The organism is Peptoniphilus sp. oral taxon 386 str. F0131 (assembly GCF_000090945.1).
GTDB lineage: Bacteria > Bacillota > Clostridia > Tissierellales > Peptoniphilaceae > Anaerosphaera > Anaerosphaera mikwangii.
In genome coordinates, this window is the sequence record NZ_GL349422.1 from 1,167,007 (window position 1) to 1,186,552 (window position 19,546).

At 31.0% G+C, this 19,546-nt stretch carries 21 protein-coding genes, 1 pseudogene and 1 other annotated feature; all 22 genes and pseudogenes read right to left on the bottom strand.

Annotated elements, in window-relative coordinates:
* Positions 1-57: 57 nt before the first annotated feature.
* On the bottom strand, positions 58-1,323 hold the full coding sequence (obgE, locus tag HMPREF0629_RS05570) for a GTPase ObgE (protein ID WP_009222369.1): 1,266 nt from the start codon (positions 1,321-1,323) through the stop codon (positions 58-60).
* 126 nt (positions 1,324-1,449) lie between these two features.
* Positions 1,450-1,740: a 50S ribosomal protein L27 gene (gene rpmA, locus HMPREF0629_RS05575; RefSeq protein WP_009222370.1), complete on the bottom strand. Its 291-nt coding sequence runs from the start codon at positions 1,738-1,740 to the stop codon at positions 1,450-1,452.
* Positions 1,740-2,069 (bottom strand): ribosomal-processing cysteine protease Prp, encoded by a 330-nt coding sequence (locus HMPREF0629_RS05580; RefSeq protein WP_009222371.1) that lies wholly within the window; start codon positions 2,067-2,069, stop codon positions 1,740-1,742. The genes rpmA and HMPREF0629_RS05580 overlap by 1 nt, the downstream gene beginning before the upstream one ends.
* Complete coding sequence (rplU, locus tag HMPREF0629_RS05585) at positions 2,069-2,374, bottom strand: 50S ribosomal protein L21 (RefSeq protein WP_009222372.1); 306 nt, start codon at positions 2,372-2,374, stop codon at positions 2,069-2,071. The genes HMPREF0629_RS05580 and rplU overlap by 1 nt, the downstream gene beginning before the upstream one ends.
* 14 nt (positions 2,375-2,388) lie before the next feature.
* Positions 2,389-2,455 (bottom strand) — a sequence feature (ribosomal protein L21 leader region).
* A gap of 50 nt (positions 2,456-2,505) precedes the next feature.
* Positions 2,506-3,756 carry a uracil-xanthine permease family protein gene (locus HMPREF0629_RS05590; protein ID WP_039856683.1) on the bottom strand — a complete coding sequence of 417 codons (1,251 nt, stop codon included), beginning with the start codon at positions 3,754-3,756 and terminating at the stop codon, positions 2,506-2,508.
* Positions 3,757-3,897: 141 nt separating this feature from the next.
* The gene (udk, locus tag HMPREF0629_RS05595) at positions 3,898-4,521 is read right to left on the bottom strand and encodes a uridine kinase (RefSeq protein WP_009222374.1); all 624 of its coding nucleotides are present in this window, start codon (positions 4,519-4,521) and stop codon (positions 3,898-3,900) included.
* Positions 4,518-5,747 carry a U32 family peptidase gene (locus HMPREF0629_RS05600; RefSeq protein ID WP_009222375.1) on the bottom strand — a complete coding sequence of 410 codons (1,230 nt, stop codon included), beginning with the start codon at positions 5,745-5,747 and terminating at the stop codon, positions 4,518-4,520. The genes udk and HMPREF0629_RS05600 overlap by 4 nt, the downstream gene beginning before the upstream one ends.
* 1 nt (position 5,748) lies before the next feature.
* Positions 5,749-6,393, bottom strand: coding sequence for an O-methyltransferase (locus tag HMPREF0629_RS05605; RefSeq protein ID WP_009222376.1), 645 nt, complete (start codon positions 6,391-6,393; stop codon positions 5,749-5,751).
* A 36-nt stretch (positions 6,394-6,429) separates the two neighbouring features.
* A complete protein-coding gene (locus HMPREF0629_RS05610; protein ID WP_009222377.1) occupies positions 6,430-8,094 on the bottom strand; it encodes a ribonuclease J in 1,665 nt (554 codons plus the stop codon).
* Positions 8,095-8,544, bottom strand: a complete 450-nt coding sequence (locus HMPREF0629_RS05615; RefSeq protein ID WP_009222378.1) for a Fur family transcriptional regulator — start codon at positions 8,542-8,544, stop codon at positions 8,095-8,097.
* Positions 8,545-8,552: 8 nt separating this feature from the next.
* Entirely contained in the window at positions 8,553-8,798 is a 246-nt protein-coding gene (locus tag HMPREF0629_RS05620) for a DUF1292 domain-containing protein (protein WP_009222379.1), read from the bottom strand.
* Positions 8,799-8,808: 10 nt separating this feature from the next.
* A complete protein-coding gene (ruvX, locus tag HMPREF0629_RS05625; protein WP_036728475.1) occupies positions 8,809-9,219 on the bottom strand; it encodes a Holliday junction resolvase RuvX in 411 nt (136 codons plus the stop codon).
* Positions 9,220-9,309: 90 nt separating this feature from the next.
* Positions 9,310-9,564, bottom strand: coding sequence for an IreB family regulatory phosphoprotein (locus HMPREF0629_RS05630; RefSeq protein WP_009222381.1), 255 nt, complete (start codon positions 9,562-9,564; stop codon positions 9,310-9,312).
* Positions 9,565-9,616: 52 nt separating this feature from the next.
* A complete protein-coding gene (gene alaS, locus HMPREF0629_RS05635) occupies positions 9,617-12,241 on the bottom strand; it encodes an alanine--tRNA ligase (RefSeq protein ID WP_009222382.1) in 2,625 nt (874 codons plus the stop codon).
* Between the two features lie 88 nt (positions 12,242-12,329).
* Entirely contained in the window at positions 12,330-13,556 is a 1,227-nt protein-coding gene (locus HMPREF0629_RS05640) for an AI-2E family transporter (RefSeq protein WP_009222383.1), read from the bottom strand.
* 9 nt (positions 13,557-13,565) lie between these two features.
* The gene (locus tag HMPREF0629_RS05645) at positions 13,566-14,693 is read right to left on the bottom strand and encodes a cysteine desulfurase family protein (protein ID WP_009222384.1); all 1,128 of its coding nucleotides are present in this window, start codon (positions 14,691-14,693) and stop codon (positions 13,566-13,568) included.
* Positions 14,694-14,695: 2 nt separating this feature from the next.
* Positions 14,696-15,094: an Rrf2 family transcriptional regulator gene (locus HMPREF0629_RS05650; RefSeq protein ID WP_009222385.1), complete on the bottom strand. Its 399-nt coding sequence runs from the start codon at positions 15,092-15,094 to the stop codon at positions 14,696-14,698.
* Between the two features lie 11 nt (positions 15,095-15,105).
* Positions 15,106-15,555: a Fe-S cluster assembly sulfur transfer protein SufU gene (gene sufU / locus HMPREF0629_RS05655; protein WP_009222386.1), complete on the bottom strand. Its 450-nt coding sequence runs from the start codon at positions 15,553-15,555 to the stop codon at positions 15,106-15,108.
* Positions 15,545-16,780 (bottom strand): aminotransferase class V-fold PLP-dependent enzyme, encoded by a 1,236-nt coding sequence (locus HMPREF0629_RS05660; RefSeq protein ID WP_009222387.1) that lies wholly within the window; start codon positions 16,778-16,780, stop codon positions 15,545-15,547. Before HMPREF0629_RS05660 ends, sufU begins: the two co-directional genes overlap by 11 nt.
* A complete protein-coding gene (locus HMPREF0629_RS05665) occupies positions 16,781-17,827 on the bottom strand; it encodes a SufD family Fe-S cluster assembly protein (protein WP_009222388.1) in 1,047 nt (348 codons plus the stop codon). It abuts the gene before it with no gap.
* Positions 17,828-17,836: 9 nt separating this feature from the next.
* Entirely contained in the window at positions 17,837-19,216 is a 1,380-nt protein-coding gene (gene sufB, locus HMPREF0629_RS05670; protein WP_036729710.1) for a Fe-S cluster assembly protein SufB, read from the bottom strand.
* 40 nt (positions 19,217-19,256) lie between these two features.
* Positions 19,257-19,546, bottom strand: a pseudogene (locus HMPREF0629_RS05675) (ABC transporter ATP-binding protein); the annotation flags it as partial.

The following is a 19,546-nucleotide window of genomic DNA, read 5'->3' on the forward strand; positions in this document are numbered from 1 at the left end:
TGTGTTAGCTAAAGATTTTTAAATAAGATCTTTGTCTACCTGTAATCATCAATACCTCTATTCAAAAAATTCAAATTCATAACCTAAAATAAATACACTGTCTCCTTCAGATATTCCAAGAGATTTTAATTTATCAACAACATTATTCTTTCTCAAATTTTCTTGGAAATACTTCAAAGAATAAATATCCTCAAAATTAGTAGAGTGAAGAAGCTTTTCAATATAAGGTCCATCAACTATATATTTATTATCTTCAATATATACATTAATCCCTTCTTCTCTTTTTTCTTCCTCAACATACTGTATATCATAAGTCTCATATTCATCTTCACATTTTTGAAGTTCTGTAAAAGTATATTTCATAAGCTCGTCCACATTTTCCGTCGTAGCGGCACTACCGTAAAATATCATATACTTATCTCCAAACTCTTTTTTTATTTTTTCCAAGTTTTCTTCTGCAGGAAAAACATCCATTTTATTTGCAAATATTATTTGCATTTTATCTGAAAGCTTTTCATTGTAATTTTTTAACTCTTCATTTATTTTATAAAAATCCTCTATCGGATCTCTACCTTCAGAACCTGAAGCATCAAGAACATGAATTAATATTTTAGTTCTCTCTACATGTTTTAAAAATTCATCTCCAAGTCCAAGTCCCTCACTTGCTCCTTCTATTAATCCCGGAATATCCGCTATTACAAAACTCATTTCAGGGCCTAAGCTCACTACTCCAAGATTAGGTTTTATTGTAGTAAAATGGTAGTTTGCTATTTTAGGCTTTGCAGATGAAACTATTGAAAGTAATGTAGATTTACCAACATTTGGAAATCCGACCAATCCAACATCTGCAAGTAATTTAAGTTCAAGAGTTATTGCTTTTTCCTCTCCTTTAGAACCTGCTTGAGCAAATGCAGGAGCTTGTCTTGTAGAAGTAGTAAACTTTGCATTTCCTCTTCCTCCACGTCCTCCTTTTGCGATGACATACTCTTGATTTACCTCTTTTAAATCTACTATTACTCCACCCGTCTTTTTATCTTTTACAAGAGTACCTACAGGAACTTTTAAAATGATATCTTCTCCATTTTTTCCAAACTTCTTTTTACTCATTCCGTTTTCCCCATTAGGCGCCTTATATTCTCTCTTGTATCTAAAATCCATTAATGTATGCAATCCGGAGTCAGTTTTTAATATAATATTTCCACCGTTTCCGCCATCGCCACCTGCAGGTCCTCCTGCCGGTTCATATTTTTCTCTACGCCAAGCAACTGCTCCATCACCACCATTGCCAGCTTTCAATTTTATATCTGCTATATCTATAAACATATCTATTCAACTCATTTTTCTTTTATTATATCATTAAATCTAAATATAAACCTTTAAATTATATTTAAAATTTCAAAAAATTGTCTAAAATATAAATAAAGCCGTAGCAAGAAGCTACGACTTTTCTTATGCTAATTCTTCTGTATAAACACTAACTATCTTCTTATTGCCTCTACCTTTTGTCTCAAATTTAACACGTCCATCAGCAGTTGCAAAAAGCGTATCATCTCCACCGCGCATTACATTTTCGCCCGGATGAATTCTAGTTCCTCTTTGTCTTACAAGAATATTTCCGGCAATTACATATTGTCCATCACTTCTCTTAACTCCAAGTCTTTTAGCTTGAGAATCACGACCATTCTTTGAAGAACCTGCTCCCTTTTTAGAAGAAAATAACTGTAAATTAAATCTAATCATCATTGCACCTCCATCATCTCTAATTTTATATGTTTAGAGTATTGTGCCTCTAAAATTTCAAGTCCTTTAATCATATACATAAAAGATACCTGAATATTTGTGTCTTTATCATTATTCTTTAAAATAAGCTTTAAATATCCATCTCTCTGCTCTACATCAAAAAACTTTTCATCTAAGTTCAAATTTTCAACTAAATGAAAATACATTGTCTGAGTTAGAGTGGAAACTCCTGCACAAACTATATCATCACCATCAGAATATTCAGCATGTCCGAATGATTCAAATCCGATATAATTTGCATTTCTTTTAAAAATTTTTATATTTATCATTAGATAATATTTTCGATTTCAACTAATGTATAAGGTTGTCTGTGTCCTCTTTTTTTTCTTTCATTCTTCTTAGATTTGTATTTATATACAATAATCTTCTTATCTTTTGCTTGTACAAGAACTTTTGCCTCAACCTTAGAACCCTCTACATAAGGCTTTCCAACTTTAAGATCTTCTCCACCAACTAAAAGAACTTTATCAAAAGTTACTTTATCTCCTTCGTTAGCATTCAACTTTTCAATCTTAACCTTGTCTCCTGCCTTAACAGTGTATTGTTTTCCACCTGTTTCAATTACTGCGTACATTTTGTAGCACCTCCTTAATTATTAAGACTCGCCATTGTAGGTAATATTTTTCGACCTTACTCTGTGCGGTTACAGTTAATTATAATAGCATAATAACAGCATTTTTGCAATACTTTATTAATTTTTTATTACTATTTATCTCTATTTATCTTGTCTTCAAACCTACTTAAAATAATATTTAAAATTACTCCTACAAGTGCTGCCAATGATAATCCTGAAAGAGATACTTCTTCCGTTATTTTTATAGCTATATTTATACCTACATGACTTCCAAGTCCGATAATAATTATGCTTAACATTATTATTATATTCTTTAAATTAAAATTAATCTTTGAATTTTTTATTGTCTTGATACCAATTAATGCTATCATAGAAAATAATACAACCGAAATTCCTCCCATAACTGCTTGAGGAATAGTTTGAAGTAATCCCCCAACCTTCCCTACACATCCAAGCATTATTGCAAAAATTGCCGTAATTCTCAATATTGACGGATCGTAGTTTTTTGTTATTGCAAGTACACCTGTATTTTCTCCATAAGTTGTATTTGCAGGACCTCCTAAAAATCCGGCAACCATTGTTGCAAGTCCATCTCCAAGTAAAGTTCTATTCAGTCCGGGATCTTCAAGAAAATTCTCTCCTACAACAGCCGAATTTGTAGTTATATCTCCTATATGCTCCATAAATACCGCAAGTACAACAGGAGCTATTACTATTATTGCCGGAATATCAAATTTCGGAGCGGAAAATTGTGGCAATGACAATATCGCAGCATCTCTAACCGCACTCATATCAACCAAACCGATGTTTAGCGACAAAATATATCCTATTATTACAGAAATTATTATAGATAGCTGTTTTAAAAATCCTTCTGTAAAAAATGAAAGAGTCAAACAAAATACAAGCGTTACTCCTGATACAAGATAATTACTGCTTGCCATTGATATTGCAGTAGGAATTAAATTAAATCCTATTACAATTATCATAGGTCCTACTACTTGCGCCGGAAAATATTTTATTATTTTATTAGCTCCAACTTTTCCAATTACAAATGATAAAATTACATATAAAAGGCCTGCAACCGCTATACCACCTTGAGCATATGACAGACTTCCATAATTATTATATACACTTTGAATTACTGGAATAAAAGCAAATGATGAGCCTAAAAAAACAGGTACCTTCTTTTTCGTACAAAAATGAAAAATCAAAGTACCTATACCCGCACAAAATAAAGTAGTATTTACATTAAATCCTGTTAAAAGAGGAACTAATACAGTAGCCCCAAACATTGCTATTAAATGTTGAAGAGCTAAAATAATTTTCTTTAGATTTATTAAAAACTTATTTGTAGAACCATTACCAAAGAAAAACTTTTCCAAATTTATTGCTCCTTTCAATTATAAAAAAAATTCCTTGCAAAAGATAGCAAGGAATCAAAACTCTAAGCAATGCCATCTAATTGCACTACCAACATATTATTCTTACTGATTATACTTTTATATAATTAAATTGTCAATTAATTATTTTTCATCTAAAAAGGATTTTATCTTTGAATAAATTAAATCAATAGCCACTTTATTATATCCGCCTTCAGGAATAATTATATCTGCATATTTTTTAGACGGTTCGACAAATTGCATATTAGCCGGTCTTACGGTAGACATATATTGAAGTATAACTGATTCCAAAGAACGTCCTCTTTCCTTTATATCTCTTAATATTCTCCTTATTATTCTTACATCACTATCTGTATCTACAAAAATCTTTATATCCAATAAATCTCTTATTTCTTTTTCACTAAGAATTAAAATTCCTTCCAATATTATTACTTCTTTAGGTTCAATTATTTTTGTTTCTTCTTTTCTGTTATGAACCTCAAAATCATATATCGGTTTCTCAATACTTTCATTATTTTTAAACTTTTTTAAATGTTCTATCAACAAATCGTTATCAAAGGCAAATGGATGGTCATAATTAGTTTTTACTCTTTGCTCAAACGGAAGTGCGCTTTGATCTTTATAATAACTATCCTGCTCAATAATTACAACTTTGTTATCATCAAGCATAGCTTTTAATTCATTAGTTACTGTGCTCTTACCTGAACCTGAACCGCCTGCAATTCCTATTATTATTGGTGTTCTCATATCTCATTCTTCCTCCTAAGCATAAAATCTTTTTTCACATCTCTGTCCACTTTTATCTTAAATATCTGTTTTGCCTTATTTGCAACTTCTATTGGAATATCATTTTCATCAGTCATATAATCAATTTTTTGCTTAAAAAACTTTACGGATGGCCCGAATATTTCAATCTCTTCGCCTTTAAATATTCTATTTCTCTGCTCTATTGTAGCTATTTTGCTATTCTTGTCATAATCAAGCACAATTCCAACAAAATCGTATCCTCTTATATATGAATTTGTCTTATATACCTGCGAATCTTCATTAGCTTTTCCATAAAAAAATCCGGTAGTAAAATCCCTGTGACTTACTTTCTTAATTTCATCAAGTAAACTTTTATCAAAGACATATTTTTCAGGATTTTCATAATAGCTGTCTATTGCCATTCTATATGATCTTATTACCGTTGCAAGATAGTATTCGCTTTTTACTCTTCCTTCTATCTTTAAACTCACAACTCCTGATTCTATTAAATCATCAATATGCTCTATCATACATAAATCTTTTGAATTCATTATAAATGATCCTTCATCGTGCTCTTCTATCGGAAAATATTCACCCGGACGTTTTTCTTCAACTAAATAATATTTATATCTACATGCTTGTGAACAATCTCCCATATTCGCATCTCTTCCTGTCATATAATTGGATAATAGGCATCTTCCGGAATATGACATACACATTGCTCCATGAGCGAAGGTCTCGATTTCAATTTCTCCATTAGACTCTTTTACTATATTTTTTATTTCATCAATAGATAGTTCTCTTGCAAGAACAACTCTTTTTGCACCCATTTGTTTCCAAAATGCAACCGTAGATGAATTTGTTACAGAACCTTGCGTAGAAATGTGTATATCCATATCTGAAACCGCATTTCTTACTTTTAAAAACATACCCGGATCTGCAACTATCAGTGCATCTACTCCCATATCATAAAGTTGTTTTACATATTCTTCTACACCGTCTATATCTTTATCGTGTGGAATTATATTCAAAGTAACATGAACTTTTTTTCCTCTTTCATGAGCATAAATAACGCCTTCTCTTATATCTTCCATAGAGAAATTTTTAGACGCCTTTCTAAGTCCAAAACTTTCTCCTCCAAGATATACCGCATCTGCACCATAATCAATAGCTGTCTTTAGTTTATTTAAATCACCGGCCGGAGCAAGTAATTCAATTTTATTCATTCTATTTCCTCCCAATCAATAGTACCCCATCTCCAATTGGAACTATCGAAGATATAAATTCCTCATTTTCTTCTATTTCTTTCAAAAATTTTCTAAGTCTTTTAACGATAGTTATTTTTCTTCTCTTAACCAATTCTTGATTTGCAATCATTCCTCTAAAAAGTACATTATCACAAATTATTATTCCATCTTCAGATAAATTTTTTAATGACATATTAAAATAATTTTCATATTGTCCTTTTGCAGCATCTATAAAAATCATATCATATTTTTCGTCTATTTTTTCAAGAACCTCTGCCGCATCCCCATGTACAACTTCTATGATAGAGCTCAATTTCATAATTTCAATATTATTTCTTGCAATGTCAACCATTTCATCTTTTATCTCAACAGTTTTTATATGCTCAATAGAAGAAGAACTCATTGCAAAAATTATTGAAGAATATCCTATCGCAGTTCCGAGTTCTAATATTTTATTAGGCTTTTTAAAATTTATCAAAAACTTTAAAAATTCTTCACTTTCTTCTTCAACTATTGGAATATGATTTTCTTCAGCATATTTTCTCATCTCCAATAAATGTCCCGATTTACTTGGTATCAAGCTTCTTATATATTCTTCAATGTATTCATAATTTATATTACTCATTTCATCCTCACAAAAAGGGAATCTTTCGATTCCCCTTTAAATTTCCATTATAATTGGAAGTATCATAGGGTTTCTCTTTGTCTGTGCAAATAAAAATCCCTTTAAATCTTCTCTAATGCTTGTCTTTAACGAAGTCCAATCTGTTATAGATTTTCTATCACATCTACCTAAAGTGCCCTTAACCACATTTCTGACATCTTCTATTAATCCTTCAGACTCTCTTACATATACAAAACCTCTTGAAATTATGTCAGGTCCCGAAACAAGTTTTCCTTCAGACTTTGACATAGTAATAACTACTACAATAAGTCCATCCTCTGAAAGATGTTTTCTGTCTCTAAGGACTATATTTCCTACATCGCCTATTCCAAGTCCGTCCACCAAAATATTTCCTGATGGAACATCTCCTACAAATTTAGCATCTTTCTGAGAAATTTCCAAACAATTTCCATTAGACATAATAAATATATTTTCTTTAGAAACTCCAAGTGAATTTGCTACCTCTGCATGTTTTAAAAGGTGTCTTATTTCTCCATGTGCCGGTATAAAATATTTCGGTCTTATTAGACTTAATATTAATTTTAACTCTTCCTGACATGCGTGTCCGGAAACATGAATCTCAGTTAAACTTTCATATATTACGTTTACACCTAATTCAAGTAATTTATTGATTACCTTAAATACTGACGTTTCATTCCCCGGTATCGGTGTAGCCGACAAAATTACTATATCATTTGGTGTAACAGCTATTTTCCTATGTTCACCATAAGCTATTCTCGTAAGAGCACTCATTGGTTCTCCTTGCGAACCGGTTGTTATTACTACAAGTTCGTCATCATTGTACTTATGCATATCTTTAATATCTATTAAAGTACCTTTTTTTAGCTTTAAATATCCAAGCCTTTGTGCAGTTTCCATTACATTAATCATGGAACGACCTGATAAAACTACTCTTCTTCCATATTTTTCAGCAGAATTTATAATTTGTTGAATTCTATGAACATTAGATGCAAATGTAGCAATTATAATTCTATTTGTTCCTGCTTGAGAAAAAATTCTATTAAATGTTTCTCCTACTTTTCTCTCACTCATTGTATACCCTTCACGAAGAACATTTGTAGATTCTCCAATCATGGCAAGCACACCTTTTTCTCCTATTTGTGCTATTCTTTGTAAATCAATAACATCCCCTGAAATCGGTGTAAAATCAACTTTAAAATCTCCTGAATGATACACATATCCCAAAGGAGTTTTTATAGCAAGGGCACAACTGTCCGGTATTGAATGATTTACTGATATCCATTCAACCTCCATTTTCCCAAGTTTTACCTTATCTCCTGCACGAACAACATTTAATTCAACTTTTCCAAGATTATGCTCTTTAAGTTTATTTTCAAGTAATCCAATTGTCAGTGGTGTACCATATATCGGCATTTTCAATTTTTTTAATATATAAGGTATTGCTCCTATATGATCTTCATGGCCATGTGTTAGTACTAAGGCTTTTATTTTTTCCTGATTTTTAATCAGATAAGTTACATCAGGTATTACAACATCTATACCGAGCATCTCATCTTCAGGAAATGTCATACCGCAGTCAACTATTATTATTTCATCTCTATATTCTATTAGTGTTAAATTTTTTCCGACTTCTCGCATTCCGCCAAGAGGAATAATCTTTAACTTATTGCTATTTCTCATTCAATCTCTCCTTTTTTTATAGCAGTCTTTGCAATAACCATAGAATTTAAGATTGTGGTCAACTATTTTAAATTTTTCGTCATTTTCTATTTCTTCTTCTAAGCTATCTAATAAATCAAGCTTTACTTCCGTAATACCTCCACAATCAAGGCATACTAAATGATGATGTCTATGTCCCTCACCTACGGTCTTAATTTCATACCTTGCAACACCATCGTCAAAACTTATTTTATACAAAACACCAAGTTCCTCAAACAACATAAGTGTTCTATAAACTGTTGCTATACCTATTTCAGGATCTTCTTTAGAAACATAGGCAAATACATCTTCAGTTGATAAATGTTCATCTCTATGATTTAAAAAAACATTATATACTTCAGCTCTCTGATTTGTATATTTGTAACCATTATTCTTCAAAACATTTTTTACATATTCAACATTTAATTCCATAATTCACCTCATTGCAATTTGTCTTTCATAAGTTCTTCATAAACTGCAGTTGCTTCTTCCAATTCTTCATCTTCAATACCAACCAAGAATTCATTTCCTGCATCATCAACTTCAATTTTTAAAATATAAATAAGCGGCTCAAGGTCATCTGCTGGTAGCATAGCAACATAATCAGTATCATCTACAGTAAATTTAGCCTTCACTATAAATTCAACCGGCTCATTATTTTCATCATAAAAAAGGTGCCTTTCCATTGTTCCTCCTCTACTTACTATCCAAATATGTCTGTAAAATATATGTCGCTGCTATTTTATCAACATACTGTTTTCTATTTTCTCTTCTTACTTCGCCTTCAATTAAAATTCTATTAGCAGATATAGTAGTCATTCTTTCATCTATATATATAATTTCAACACCATATTTATTTTTTAATTTTTCCGAAAATTTTAAAACTTTTTCGCTTTGAGGCCCTAACGTATTATTCATATTTTTCGGTAGTCCTACAACAACTTTAGCTATGTTGTTTTCCTTAATTAAATTATATATATCTTCGTATGCTTGTTTATTAGATTCTCTTTTTATTGTCACTAACGGCTGTGCAGTAATGCCTAATAAATCACTCACTGCAACACCTATCCATTTATCCCCTATATCTAATCCTAATATTTTTTCCATTAAATAAACCACAACCTTATTCTAAGGTACATATTTCTAAATATACAATATGTAAAGATGAGATGGAGCATACGTCCATCTCATAATATATTATTTCTTTAAGTAGAACTTTAACAATTCTCCTAATAATTCATCACGCTCAACACCCTGTATTATGGATCTTGCATTATTATAACTTGTAATATATGTCGGATCTCCTGAAAGTATATATCCTATTATTTGATCCACAGGATTATATCCCTTTTCGCTAAGTGATTCATATACTGATTTTAATATACTTCTATATTTTTCAGTTTCAATACTTTGCTTTTCAAAAACTTGAGTTTCATAATTTTTATCATCCATAATATCCCTCCTATATGATTATACCATATAATGTGTTTTAAAAAAACTTAAACTATAAAATATTCTTTATCTCTTCTAAAGCCAAGTCAATTTTAGAAGCATCCTTTCCTCCGGCTGTAGCCATATCCGGTCTACCGCCTCCACCGCCTCCTGTTACTTTTGCAACTTCTTTAACTATGTTACCGGCAGAAATTTTTTGTTTTACAAGGTCTTGTGAAACTGCACATACAAAATTAACTTTGTCATCTATTTCTGTTGCAAATAATACTACAACACTTCCGACTTTTTCTCTAACTTCATCAGCTAAGTTTCGAAGTGTATTTACATCCACTTCATTAAATCTGTATGTTACATAATTTATTGAATTAATTTTTTTAACGTTTTTAATGATTTCACTAACTTCATCTTTTGCTGTCTTTAACTTGAGTTCTTCTATTTGCTTTTCATAAGCTTTAACATTCTCTGTCAAAAGTTTTATCTTTTGAATTATATCAGACTTATTTGATTTTAATGTTGAAGCACTTTCATCTCTTAAGTTTTCAAGATTATTTAAATAAGAATATACTGCAGGTCCTGTTATTGATTCAATTCTTCTAACTCCGGATGAAATTCCGTTTTCAGAAATAATTTTAAACATCGAAATTTCTGATGTATTGCTCACATGAGTTCCACCACATAATTCCATTGAATAATCTCCCATAGTAACTACTCTTACAACAGAACTGTATTTTTCTTCAAATAATCCGACTGCTCCAAGCTTATAAGCATCTTCAGGATTTGTAATTGTAGTTTTAACAGGTAATGCTTCAAATATTTTTTGATTTACTCTATCTTCTATCTTTTGTAAATCTTCTTTGTCTATAGCCTCAAAATGAGTGAAATCAAACCTCATTCTATTGTCTAATACTTCTGAACCTGCTTGGTTTACATGATTTCCTAACACTTCTTTAAGTGCTTTGTGCAATAAGTGCGTTACAGAGTGATTTCTTCTTATGTTAAATCTTCTGATTACATCTATTTTAGCTGATACTTCTGACTTTTCTACTATACCTTCCTCAACTTCCACCATATGGAGATGTAATCCTTTTACATTTTTCTTAGTATCAATTACTTTTATTTTAAATTTATCAGATTCTATAATACCTGTATCGCCCGCTTGACCACCCGATTCTGCATAGAAAGGTGTTTTATCAAGTATAATGATTCCTCTTTCACCTTTTGTTAATTTATCAACAAGTTCATTCAATTTAACTAATTCGATTATATTAGCTTTGCATTCATCTTTTTCATAACCTACAAACTCATTCTTTAATCCTTCATAGATTTTTTCATTGTCATGGCTTCCCCATCCTATATTATCTGAATCATCTCTTGCAGCTCTGGCTCTTTTTCTTTGAGCATCCATATTTTTATCAAATCCATCTCTATCAAGCTTTATTGAATTTTCATCTAATATTTCTGCTGTCAAATCAACCGGAAATCCATAAGTGTCATATAACTTAAATGCATATTCTCCATCTAATATATCCAACTTTTTCTCTTTTAAATCTAATATATGAGATTCAAGCATGCTCATGCCTTGCTCTATTGTTTCAAGGAATTTTTCCTCTTCAGCTTTTATTACTGATTTAATATTATCTCTATTTTCTATTAATTCAGGATAATAATCTGCACCCCATGAATTTATTATTAAATCTGAAAGTTCTGACAAGAAACTCTTTTTAATTCCAAGTATCCTTCCATGTCTTGCAGCTCTTCTTATAAAACGTCTGAGAACATATCCTCTTCCTTCATTTGAAGGTCTTATTGTATCAGATATCATAAATGTCATAGCTCTTATATGATCAGTTATAACTCTAACAGACTCATCTAATTTTTTGTCCGTTTCATATTTATACCCTGAAATTTTTTCAATCTCTCTTATAATATCTTGAATTGCATCAATCTCAAAAATATTATTTGTATGTTGAACTACTGTTGCAAGCCTTTCAAGTCCCATTCCCGTATCTATATTGGGATTCTTTAATGGATGGTATACTCCACTTTCATCTTTATCAAATTGAGTGAATACCAAATTCCAAACTTCAATAAATCTATCACAATCACATCCGGGCTTACAATTTTTATCTCCACATCCATAAGCCTCGCCTCTATCTACATAGATTTCAGAACAAGGACCTGACGGACCTACTTCAAGTTCCCAGAAATTATCATCTTTACCAAGTTTTACTATTCTCTCTTTAGGAACTTTTATTTCTTCATTCCAAATTCTAAAAGCTTCATCATCTTCATGATATACAGTTACCCATAAATCATCTTTTGAAATTTCAATTTGCTCTGTTAAAAATTCCCATGCCCAAGTTATTGCTTCCCTTTTAAAATAATCTCCAAAAGAAAAATTACCAAGCATCTCAAAAAAAGTTGCGTGTCTATCGGTTTTACCTACGTTTTCAATATCTCCTGTTCTTACACACTTTTGGCAAGTTGTAACTCTTCTTGATGGAGGAGTCAATTCTCCTGTAAAATATTTTTTCATAGGAGCCATTCCCGCTCCAATCAATAAAAGTGATTTGTCATTTTTTGGTATAAGCGAAAAACTCGGAAGCATTAAGTGCTGCTTAGACTCAAAAAAATTTAAATATAACGATCTAATCTCATGTAATTTAAGATTCTTCATACTACACCTCTCTACCTTAAAAATCCTCCCGTCAAAGGGAGGACACTTTGTCATTAAAATTATAAATTGTATATCTAATTTTGTCAATTTAGACTATATTTCTATTTCTCTCATTATATTTCATTTTTGCAAAATCTATCAATATTAAAGCAACAGATACTATAGGAACTGCAAATATCATACCCCATATTCCAAACACTCCACCGCCGATAATAATTGCAATAAGTATAACCATAGGATTTAAGCCTGTCTTATCCGCCAATAATTTCGGGGCTATAATATTATTTTCCGCCCATTGCAATAATAAAAATAATATCGCAACCCATAGCGCTTTAATTGGAGATTCAATAAACGCAAACAACACCGCCGGAACAAATCCAAGAAACGGTCCAATATATGGAATTATATCCGCAATACAAGTTATAATACCTATTACAACTGCAAAATCAACTCCAAGTATTAACAAATACACCATAGTAGCAAATCCAACAAACACCGCCATCAACAATCTTCCCTTTACAAAATCATGAAGTGCACTATTTATTCTACTTGCGATATATAATATATCATTTCTATGTTTTACAGGAATATGTGAATCCAAAATATTTTTAAACTTATTCTTATCTACTGTAAAATAGAAAGAAAATATAAATATAAGCACAAATCTAAGTAACTTTGAAAATACAGTTTGCATACCCATAGTTAAATTTTTTAATTTTGAAAGTATTGCCTCAGGAACTAAAACTATATACTTATTTATGCTATTTTGAATTTCTTCAATAATTGTCCTTCCCTGTTCATTTTTTGGTAAGTCATAATTAAAAGACTTATTTAATTTTTCAGACAAATCATTTAATATTTTACCGCTTTGATCTATAAGAGATGGTATACTCTTTAATAGGTTCGTTATTTCTTGAATTGTTTTAGGTATTACTATTATAAGTAATATTGCCAATACTAAAATGACACTTACATATACAATTATAACGCCATATTTTCTACTGATCTTTTTAGTTTCAAAATAAGTTACAACCGGATTTATCAAAAACGAAACTATAATAGCTGCAATTAATGCCCATATCGTATCAGATACTATTGGATATTTATTAAATATCAATTTTAAAGAATACAATACTACAACTCCAAATAAAATTCTAATTGCAAGTTTCAAATCTATATTTATTCTTTTATTTCTGTCAATATATCTATTCCCAATATTTATTAAATAATAAATTATTAAAAATAAAAGAAATATGGATAACGTAGCTACTGCGGTTGTTATAAATCCCGGTGTTACCGCCTTTATAGAGCTCATATCTCACCTCTATCTTCTTAAAGTTTCTATTACTTCTCTTATTATAACAGATGCTTCATTTATTTCATAAATATTATTATCAATACCAAGTGATAATCTCAAACAATTTCTTGCAAGCTCATCACTTCTTCCTATTGATTTTAGAACGTGTGAAGGTGCCATGCTTCCTGCCGTACATGCACTTCCGCTTGAAGCATATACCCCTCTCATATCAAGCATCATTAATAATGCTTGAACATCCACTTTTTCTATTGATATATTTATATTATTTGAAAGTCTGTTTTTTGAAGAACCGTTCAAATAAACTCCATCAATTTCAAGCAAACTGTTCATTAAAATATTTCTTAAATTCTCTATATATTTTACATCATTTTTTATATTTTTTCTACTTATATCAACAGCTTTTGCAAATCCTACTATACTTGCAACATTTTCAGTTCCTGCTCTTCTACCACGTTCTTGGCTTCCACCATGTATAATTGGATTTATTTTCGTTCCTTCTTTTATATAAAGTGCTCCTATCCCCTTAGGACCTCTTATCTTATGAGCAGAGAAACTCATTAAATCCACCGGAAGGTCTTTGAGCTTAAAATCTATACCGGAAAGTGCCTGAACACCGTCCACATGAAATAATATATTTCTTTCTTTTAATATATTACCTATTTTTTCAATGGGTTCTATAGTTCCTATCTCATTATTTGCATACATTACAGATACCAAGGCCGTATTTTCATTTAAAATATTCTCTAAATATTCTAAATCTACAATTCCATCAGAATCTACCTTTAAATATGATACATCATATCCTTTTTTTTCTAAATATTCAAATGTATTTAAAACAGCGTGATGTTCTATTGGCGTCGTAATTATATGTTTTCCTATATTTGCATCAACAGTCCCTTTTATTGCCCAATTATCAGATTCCGAGCCTCCTGATGTAAAAAATATCTCTTTAGATTTAGCCCCCAATTTATCGGCTATCAAATCTCTACTTTTTTCTATGGCCTGTTTTGTAGTCCTTGCTATTGTATATATACTGGAAGGATTTGCAAACTCTCCTGTAAGGTATGGCAGCATTTCTTCTAAAACTTCTTTGTCTAACTTTGTTGTAGCAGAATTATCTAAATATATTTCCATAATTACCTCATATCTGCAAGTGTCATTGAATCAAGTACTTCCTCAAGTTTAATTTGGAGTTTTTCCAATATTTCCCTTGTAGGACAAGTTTCTACATTTCTGCACTCCGGCTTTATATTCATACTGCTACAAGACAACGCAATATCCCCCTCAAGTGCATTTAAAATTTCCCCTATTTTAATTTCACTTGGAGATTTCGCAAGCTCATATCCTCCCGCTGCACCTCTTATACTTTTTACCAAATTTTTCTTTTTAAGTAAAGTAAATAATTGCTCTAAATAGGCCTCCGATAATTTTTCTTCCTTAGCTATATCATTTATAGGAGTTGGTCCGTTTCCATAATTTAAACTAAGTCTGTACATTGCCATAAGACCATATCTACCCTTTGTTGATAACTTCATATAATCCCCTCTCAAGGAGTAAAACTGCCTTCGGTTTTATTATTTTCAAGAATATCTTTTAATGTGTGCCATGCAAGAACTGCACATTTAACTCTTGCAGGCAAATTCTGAATATTTTCAAAGGCAATTGCATCTCCCAATTCATCAAGTTCATTCTCTCCAATTTCACCTTTAACCATAGAAATGAATTTCTCACAAAGCTCAAGTGCTTTTCCTACAGTAACTCCCTTTACTATATCAATCATTATTGAAGTAGATGCCTGAGATATAGCACATCCGTGTCCTACATATGATATATCTTCAATAACATCATTCTCAATCTTAAGTTGTAATGTTATCTCATCTCCACAGCTGGGATTGTGCCCAAGTTCAATGTGAGTCGGCTCTTCTAAATTTCTCTTGTTTTTTTTATTTTTACTATGCTCTAATATAAGTTCAGTATAAATTTCATTAAGATTCAATTCCCATCATCCTCCTTACACTCTCAAGGTGTTCTATAAAATAATCTATTTCTTCAAATGTATTATAGAAAGAAAATGATGCTCTACAAGAAAAATTTATTCCGAGAAATCTGTGTAATGGTTGTGCACAATGATGTCCGCTTCTAATTCCTATATTATAACTATCTAAAATTGATGCAACATCATGCGGATGCGCCTGCTTAAAATTAAATGACAATACAGGACTTCTATTCTCAGTTCTCGTTGTATATACATCAATATATGGAATATCAAGCATCTTATCATATGCATACTTCATAATAGAGTTTTCATATTCCGCTATATTTTCCATACCTATATTTTCTATATAGTCAATTGCCGCATGGAGAGACTTTGCTCCTTCAACATTTGCAGTACCCGCTTCAAATCTCTGTGGCGATTTTAAAAATGTAGAATTGTCTTCATAAACATACTCTATCATATCTCCGCCATACATAAACGGATTCATAGAATTTAGTATATCTTCTTTTCCATACAGTACTCCAATTCCCATAGCAGAAAACATTTTATGCCCGGAAAAAGCCAAAAAATCACAATCAATATTTTGTACGTCTATTTTTTGATGTGGAGCAAATTGTGCCGCATCTATAATTGTCTTTATATTTTTGGACTTTTCTTTAGCAAGTTTTATATATCGTTTTATATCAGGCATAGTTCCAACTACATTTGATGCCGCTGTTATAGTAAAAAGCTTTGTCTTTTCACTTATTTTAGATTTAAACTCCTCATCCGTTATCTGTTTATTATCATCAATGTATAAATATACGAGATTAGCCTTAGTTTTATTCGCAACATATTGCCACGTTACACAATTTGAATGATGCTCCATTATTGAAAGCAGAATCTCATCACCCTCTTTTAAATTTTCAAGAGCCCATGAATATGCAACCAAATTAAGAGCCTCTGTTGTATTTCGTAAAAATATCACTTCGTTAGATGACTTTGCATTCAAAAATTTTGCAACTCTTTCTCTTGCGCTTTCATATATTTCTGTGGCCTTTATTGCAAAATAGTGTGCTCCTCTATGAGGATTTCCATTTTCAAATTTATAATAATCTTCAATAGACTTTATTATACTATTCGGTTTCTGTACTGTTGCTCCGTTGTCAAAGTAAACAAAATTTTTTTCTAACTTCAAATAATTAAAGTCTTTTCTTATATCCAAAATTTCATTTTTACTTAACATTTATCTCCTCCTCGCAATGCCAAATATATTCTTCCATAGCTTTTCTTTTAATTCCTCATTTTCAAGTTTATTTATCGCTCTTGAAAATTTAGATTCTATTATTAGTGATTCAGCTTCAACTTGATTGAATCCTCTACTCATTATATAAAATAAAAGTTGTTGATCTATCTTACCTGCACTTGCAGCGTGGTTTCCCTCTACATTATCTTCATGTGCCAACAGTATAGGAACTGATAAAGCTGTAACACTATCATCCATTAGAACAACATATTCCTCTTCTGAACCGACTGCAAAGCTTGAACCTTCTTTAAAATCGAGAGTAGATTTAAAATTCTTATAACTGTCATCTTTTAATGCCCCATTTACTACAACTTCCGACTTAGTTGCTTCTCCATAGTGCAAAATATCATATAACATATTAATCTTATTATCATCATATCCGAAATAAATACTGTCTATATTAAGGTTCGACTCATTTCCGATTAAATTGCCTTGAAAATTTGTATATAATTCCTTTGAACCTAATTCAAACTGACATAAATTAACACTCGAATTTTTTTCTGTCTTTACAAAAATTGATTCTAAGGAAAAAGATTTTTCATCTCCATTTTGAATTACATATAAATTAACCTGTGAATTCTCTTTAGCTAAAATTCTTATAATTGAATTCCTATATTTATCAGAATTGCTTATCGAATTATAATTTAATATTAAATTTAATTTTGAATTTTCTTCTGCTATCAAATCGTGTGTATCAAATAAAATATTATTTTTACTGTCTTGTTTTAAATCTACTATTTCATTTATTTCTGCATCCTTACTTGAAACATATGATCTGTACAAATTTCCAAATTTATCATTTAATTCTATACATTCTTCAGAAACACCGTATTTAACATTTTTAAATTCTTCTACATCCAATTTCTTATCTGATTTTAAATAGTATTCCTGTTTTATCCCTTCAGGCATAAAAATTTCAGTGTTATTTACTTTAAGCCAGCCAAATGTTTTAAAGGTTAGGCTATTACCCAAAATTTTTGTATTCATAATTACCTCCTAACCAATTGAACCTTCAAGCTCAAGGCTTATAAGATTATTCATTTCAACAGCATATTCCATGGGAAGTTCTTTAGCTATCGGTTCTGCAAATCCTCTTACTACCATAGCTTTAGCATCATTTTCAGAAATCCCTCTACTCATTAAATAAAAAATAACCTGATCTGAAATCCTACCTATTTTAGCCTCATGTCCCAAATCAACACTCTTATTTTTTATATCTATTACAGGTATTGTATCTGATCTTGAAAGGCTATCAAGCATTAAAGATTCACAACTAACCGAGCTCTTGCAATCATGTGCGCCTTCCGCTACTTTAACTAATCCTCTATATACAGCTATTCCACCTGATTTTGATATTGACTTGGAATTAACTGTAGATGTTGTATATGAAGCAGCATGAATTACCTGTGCGCCTGTATCAATATTTTGTCCTACTCCGGCAAAAGATATTCCTGTAAATTCACTTGTAGCATAATCTCCGACAAGAACCGATGCAGGATATAGCATTGATACTTTTGAACCGAATGAGCCTGAAACCCATTCTATTTTTCCGTTTTTTTCAACTATTGCTCTTTTAGTATTTAAATTATACATATTTCTTGACCAGTTCTCTATTGTAGAATATCTGAGAGTTGAATTTTCTCCTATAAAAAGTTCTACAGCTCCCGCGTGAAGATTTACCACATTGTACTTAGGTGCTGAACAACCTTCTATAAAATGACAATATGCATCATCCTCCACAATTATAAGTGTATGTTCAAACTGACCTGCGCCGGGGGCATTAAGTCTGAAATAAGATTGAAGAGGAACATCAACCCTTACTCCCTTAGGAACATATACAAAACTTCCTCCGCTCCATACAGCATAGTGAAGTGCGGCATATTTATGCAAGTTAGGAGATATACACTTTCCAAAATATTTTTTAACTATCTCAGGATATTCTCTAAGTCCCGATTCAAAGTCCGTATATACAACGCCTTGATCAAGGAGATATTTTTGTATATTATGATAAACTACCTCACTGTCATATTGAGCTCCAACTCCTGAAAGTAAAGCCTCTTTTTCCGCTTCAGGTATTCCAAGTTTATCAAATGTATCTCTTATTTCATCAGGCACTAAATTCCAATCATCTGTTAGATCTGCATCAGGTCTTATATATGTTGTTATTTTTTCAATATCTACTTCTGAAATGTCAGGTCCCCAGACCGGATTTTCTTTTTCATTAAATATTTCAAGTGCCTTTAACCTATATTCAAGCATCCACTCAGGTTCATCTTTTTCTTTTGAAATTTGTCTTACTATTTCTTCTGTAAGACCTTTTTCCGTTTTAGATCTATATACAACCTCATTCTTTATGTCATATATACCTCTATCCATTTCTTCTATTTGAGTTTTTTTTCTAACCTCTCTTGGCAAATCACTTCACCTCTTCTCTAATCCAGCTAAAACCTTCATTTTCAATTTTATCAACAAAACTTATATCACCTGTTTTTACCAATTTACCATTTAACATAATATGAACATAGTCAGGTTTTATACTCTTAATCAATTGTCTATGATGTGTGATTATTAAAACTGAATTATTTTCATTTAAAAATCTTGAAATGCTTTCAGAAACTGTTCTTATTGCATCTACATCAAGTCCTGAATCCGTTTCATCAAGTATTGCAAGCTTGGGATTTAGCATAATCATTTGAAGTATTTCAT

What these genes read in the sequence shown, in the direction of transcription:
- HMPREF0629_RS05630 (WP_009222381.1), bottom strand. Translation starts at nt 9,564, where the DNA reads ATGGATGATAAAAATTATGAAACTCAAGTTTTTGAAAAGCAAAGTATT.
- HMPREF0629_RS05610 (WP_009222377.1), bottom strand. Translation starts at nt 8,094, where the DNA reads ATGAGAAATAGCAATAAGTTAAAGATTATTCCTCTTGGCGGAATGCGA.
- rpmA (WP_009222370.1), bottom strand. Translation starts at nt 1,740, where the DNA reads ATGATTAGATTTAATTTACAGTTATTTTCTTCTAAAAAGGGAGCAGGT.
- sufB (WP_036729710.1), bottom strand. Translation starts at nt 19,216, where the DNA reads ATGGATAGAGGTATATATGACATAAAGAATGAGGTTGTATATAGATCT.
- HMPREF0629_RS05640 (WP_009222383.1), bottom strand. Translation starts at nt 13,556, where the DNA reads ATGAGCTCTATAAAGGCGGTAACACCGGGATTTATAACAACCGCAGTA.
- udk (WP_009222374.1), bottom strand. Translation starts at nt 4,521, where the DNA reads ATGAGAACACCAATAATAATAGGAATTGCAGGCGGTTCAGGTTCAGGT.
- ruvX (WP_036728475.1), bottom strand. Translation starts at nt 9,219, where the DNA reads ATGGAAAAAATATTAGGATTAGATATAGGGGATAAATGGATAGGTGTT.
- HMPREF0629_RS05660 (WP_009222387.1), bottom strand. Translation starts at nt 16,780, where the DNA reads ATGTTAAGTAAAAATGAAATTTTGGATATAAGAAAAGACTTTAATTAT.
- HMPREF0629_RS05665 (WP_009222388.1), bottom strand. Translation starts at nt 17,827, where the DNA reads ATGAATACAAAAATTTTGGGTAATAGCCTAACCTTTAAAACATTTGGC.
- rplU (WP_009222372.1), bottom strand. Translation starts at nt 2,374, where the DNA reads ATGTACGCAGTAATTGAAACAGGTGGAAAACAATACACTGTTAAGGCA.
- alaS (WP_009222382.1), bottom strand. Translation starts at nt 12,241, where the DNA reads ATGAAGAATCTTAAATTACATGAGATTAGATCGTTATATTTAAATTTT.
- HMPREF0629_RS05580 (WP_009222371.1), bottom strand. Translation starts at nt 2,069, where the DNA reads ATGATAAATATAAAAATTTTTAAAAGAAATGCAAATTATATCGGATTT.
- HMPREF0629_RS05600 (WP_009222375.1), bottom strand. Translation starts at nt 5,747, where the DNA reads ATGAATAAAATTGAATTACTTGCTCCGGCCGGTGATTTAAATAAACTA.
- HMPREF0629_RS05605 (WP_009222376.1), bottom strand. Translation starts at nt 6,393, where the DNA reads ATGAGTAATATAAATTATGAATACATTGAAGAATATATAAGAAGCTTG.
- HMPREF0629_RS05650 (WP_009222385.1), bottom strand. Translation starts at nt 15,094, where the DNA reads ATGAAGTTATCAACAAAGGGTAGATATGGTCTTATGGCAATGTACAGA.
- HMPREF0629_RS05620 (WP_009222379.1), bottom strand. Translation starts at nt 8,798, where the DNA reads ATGGAAAGGCACCTTTTTTATGATGAAAATAATGAGCCGGTTGAATTT.
- obgE (WP_009222369.1), bottom strand. Translation starts at nt 1,323, where the DNA reads ATGTTTATAGATATAGCAGATATAAAATTGAAAGCTGGCAATGGTGGT.
- HMPREF0629_RS05645 (WP_009222384.1), bottom strand. Translation starts at nt 14,693, where the DNA reads ATGGAAATATATTTAGATAATTCTGCTACAACAAAGTTAGACAAAGAA.
- HMPREF0629_RS05615 (WP_009222378.1), bottom strand. Translation starts at nt 8,544, where the DNA reads ATGGAATTAAATGTTGAATATGTAAAAAATGTTTTGAAGAATAATGGT.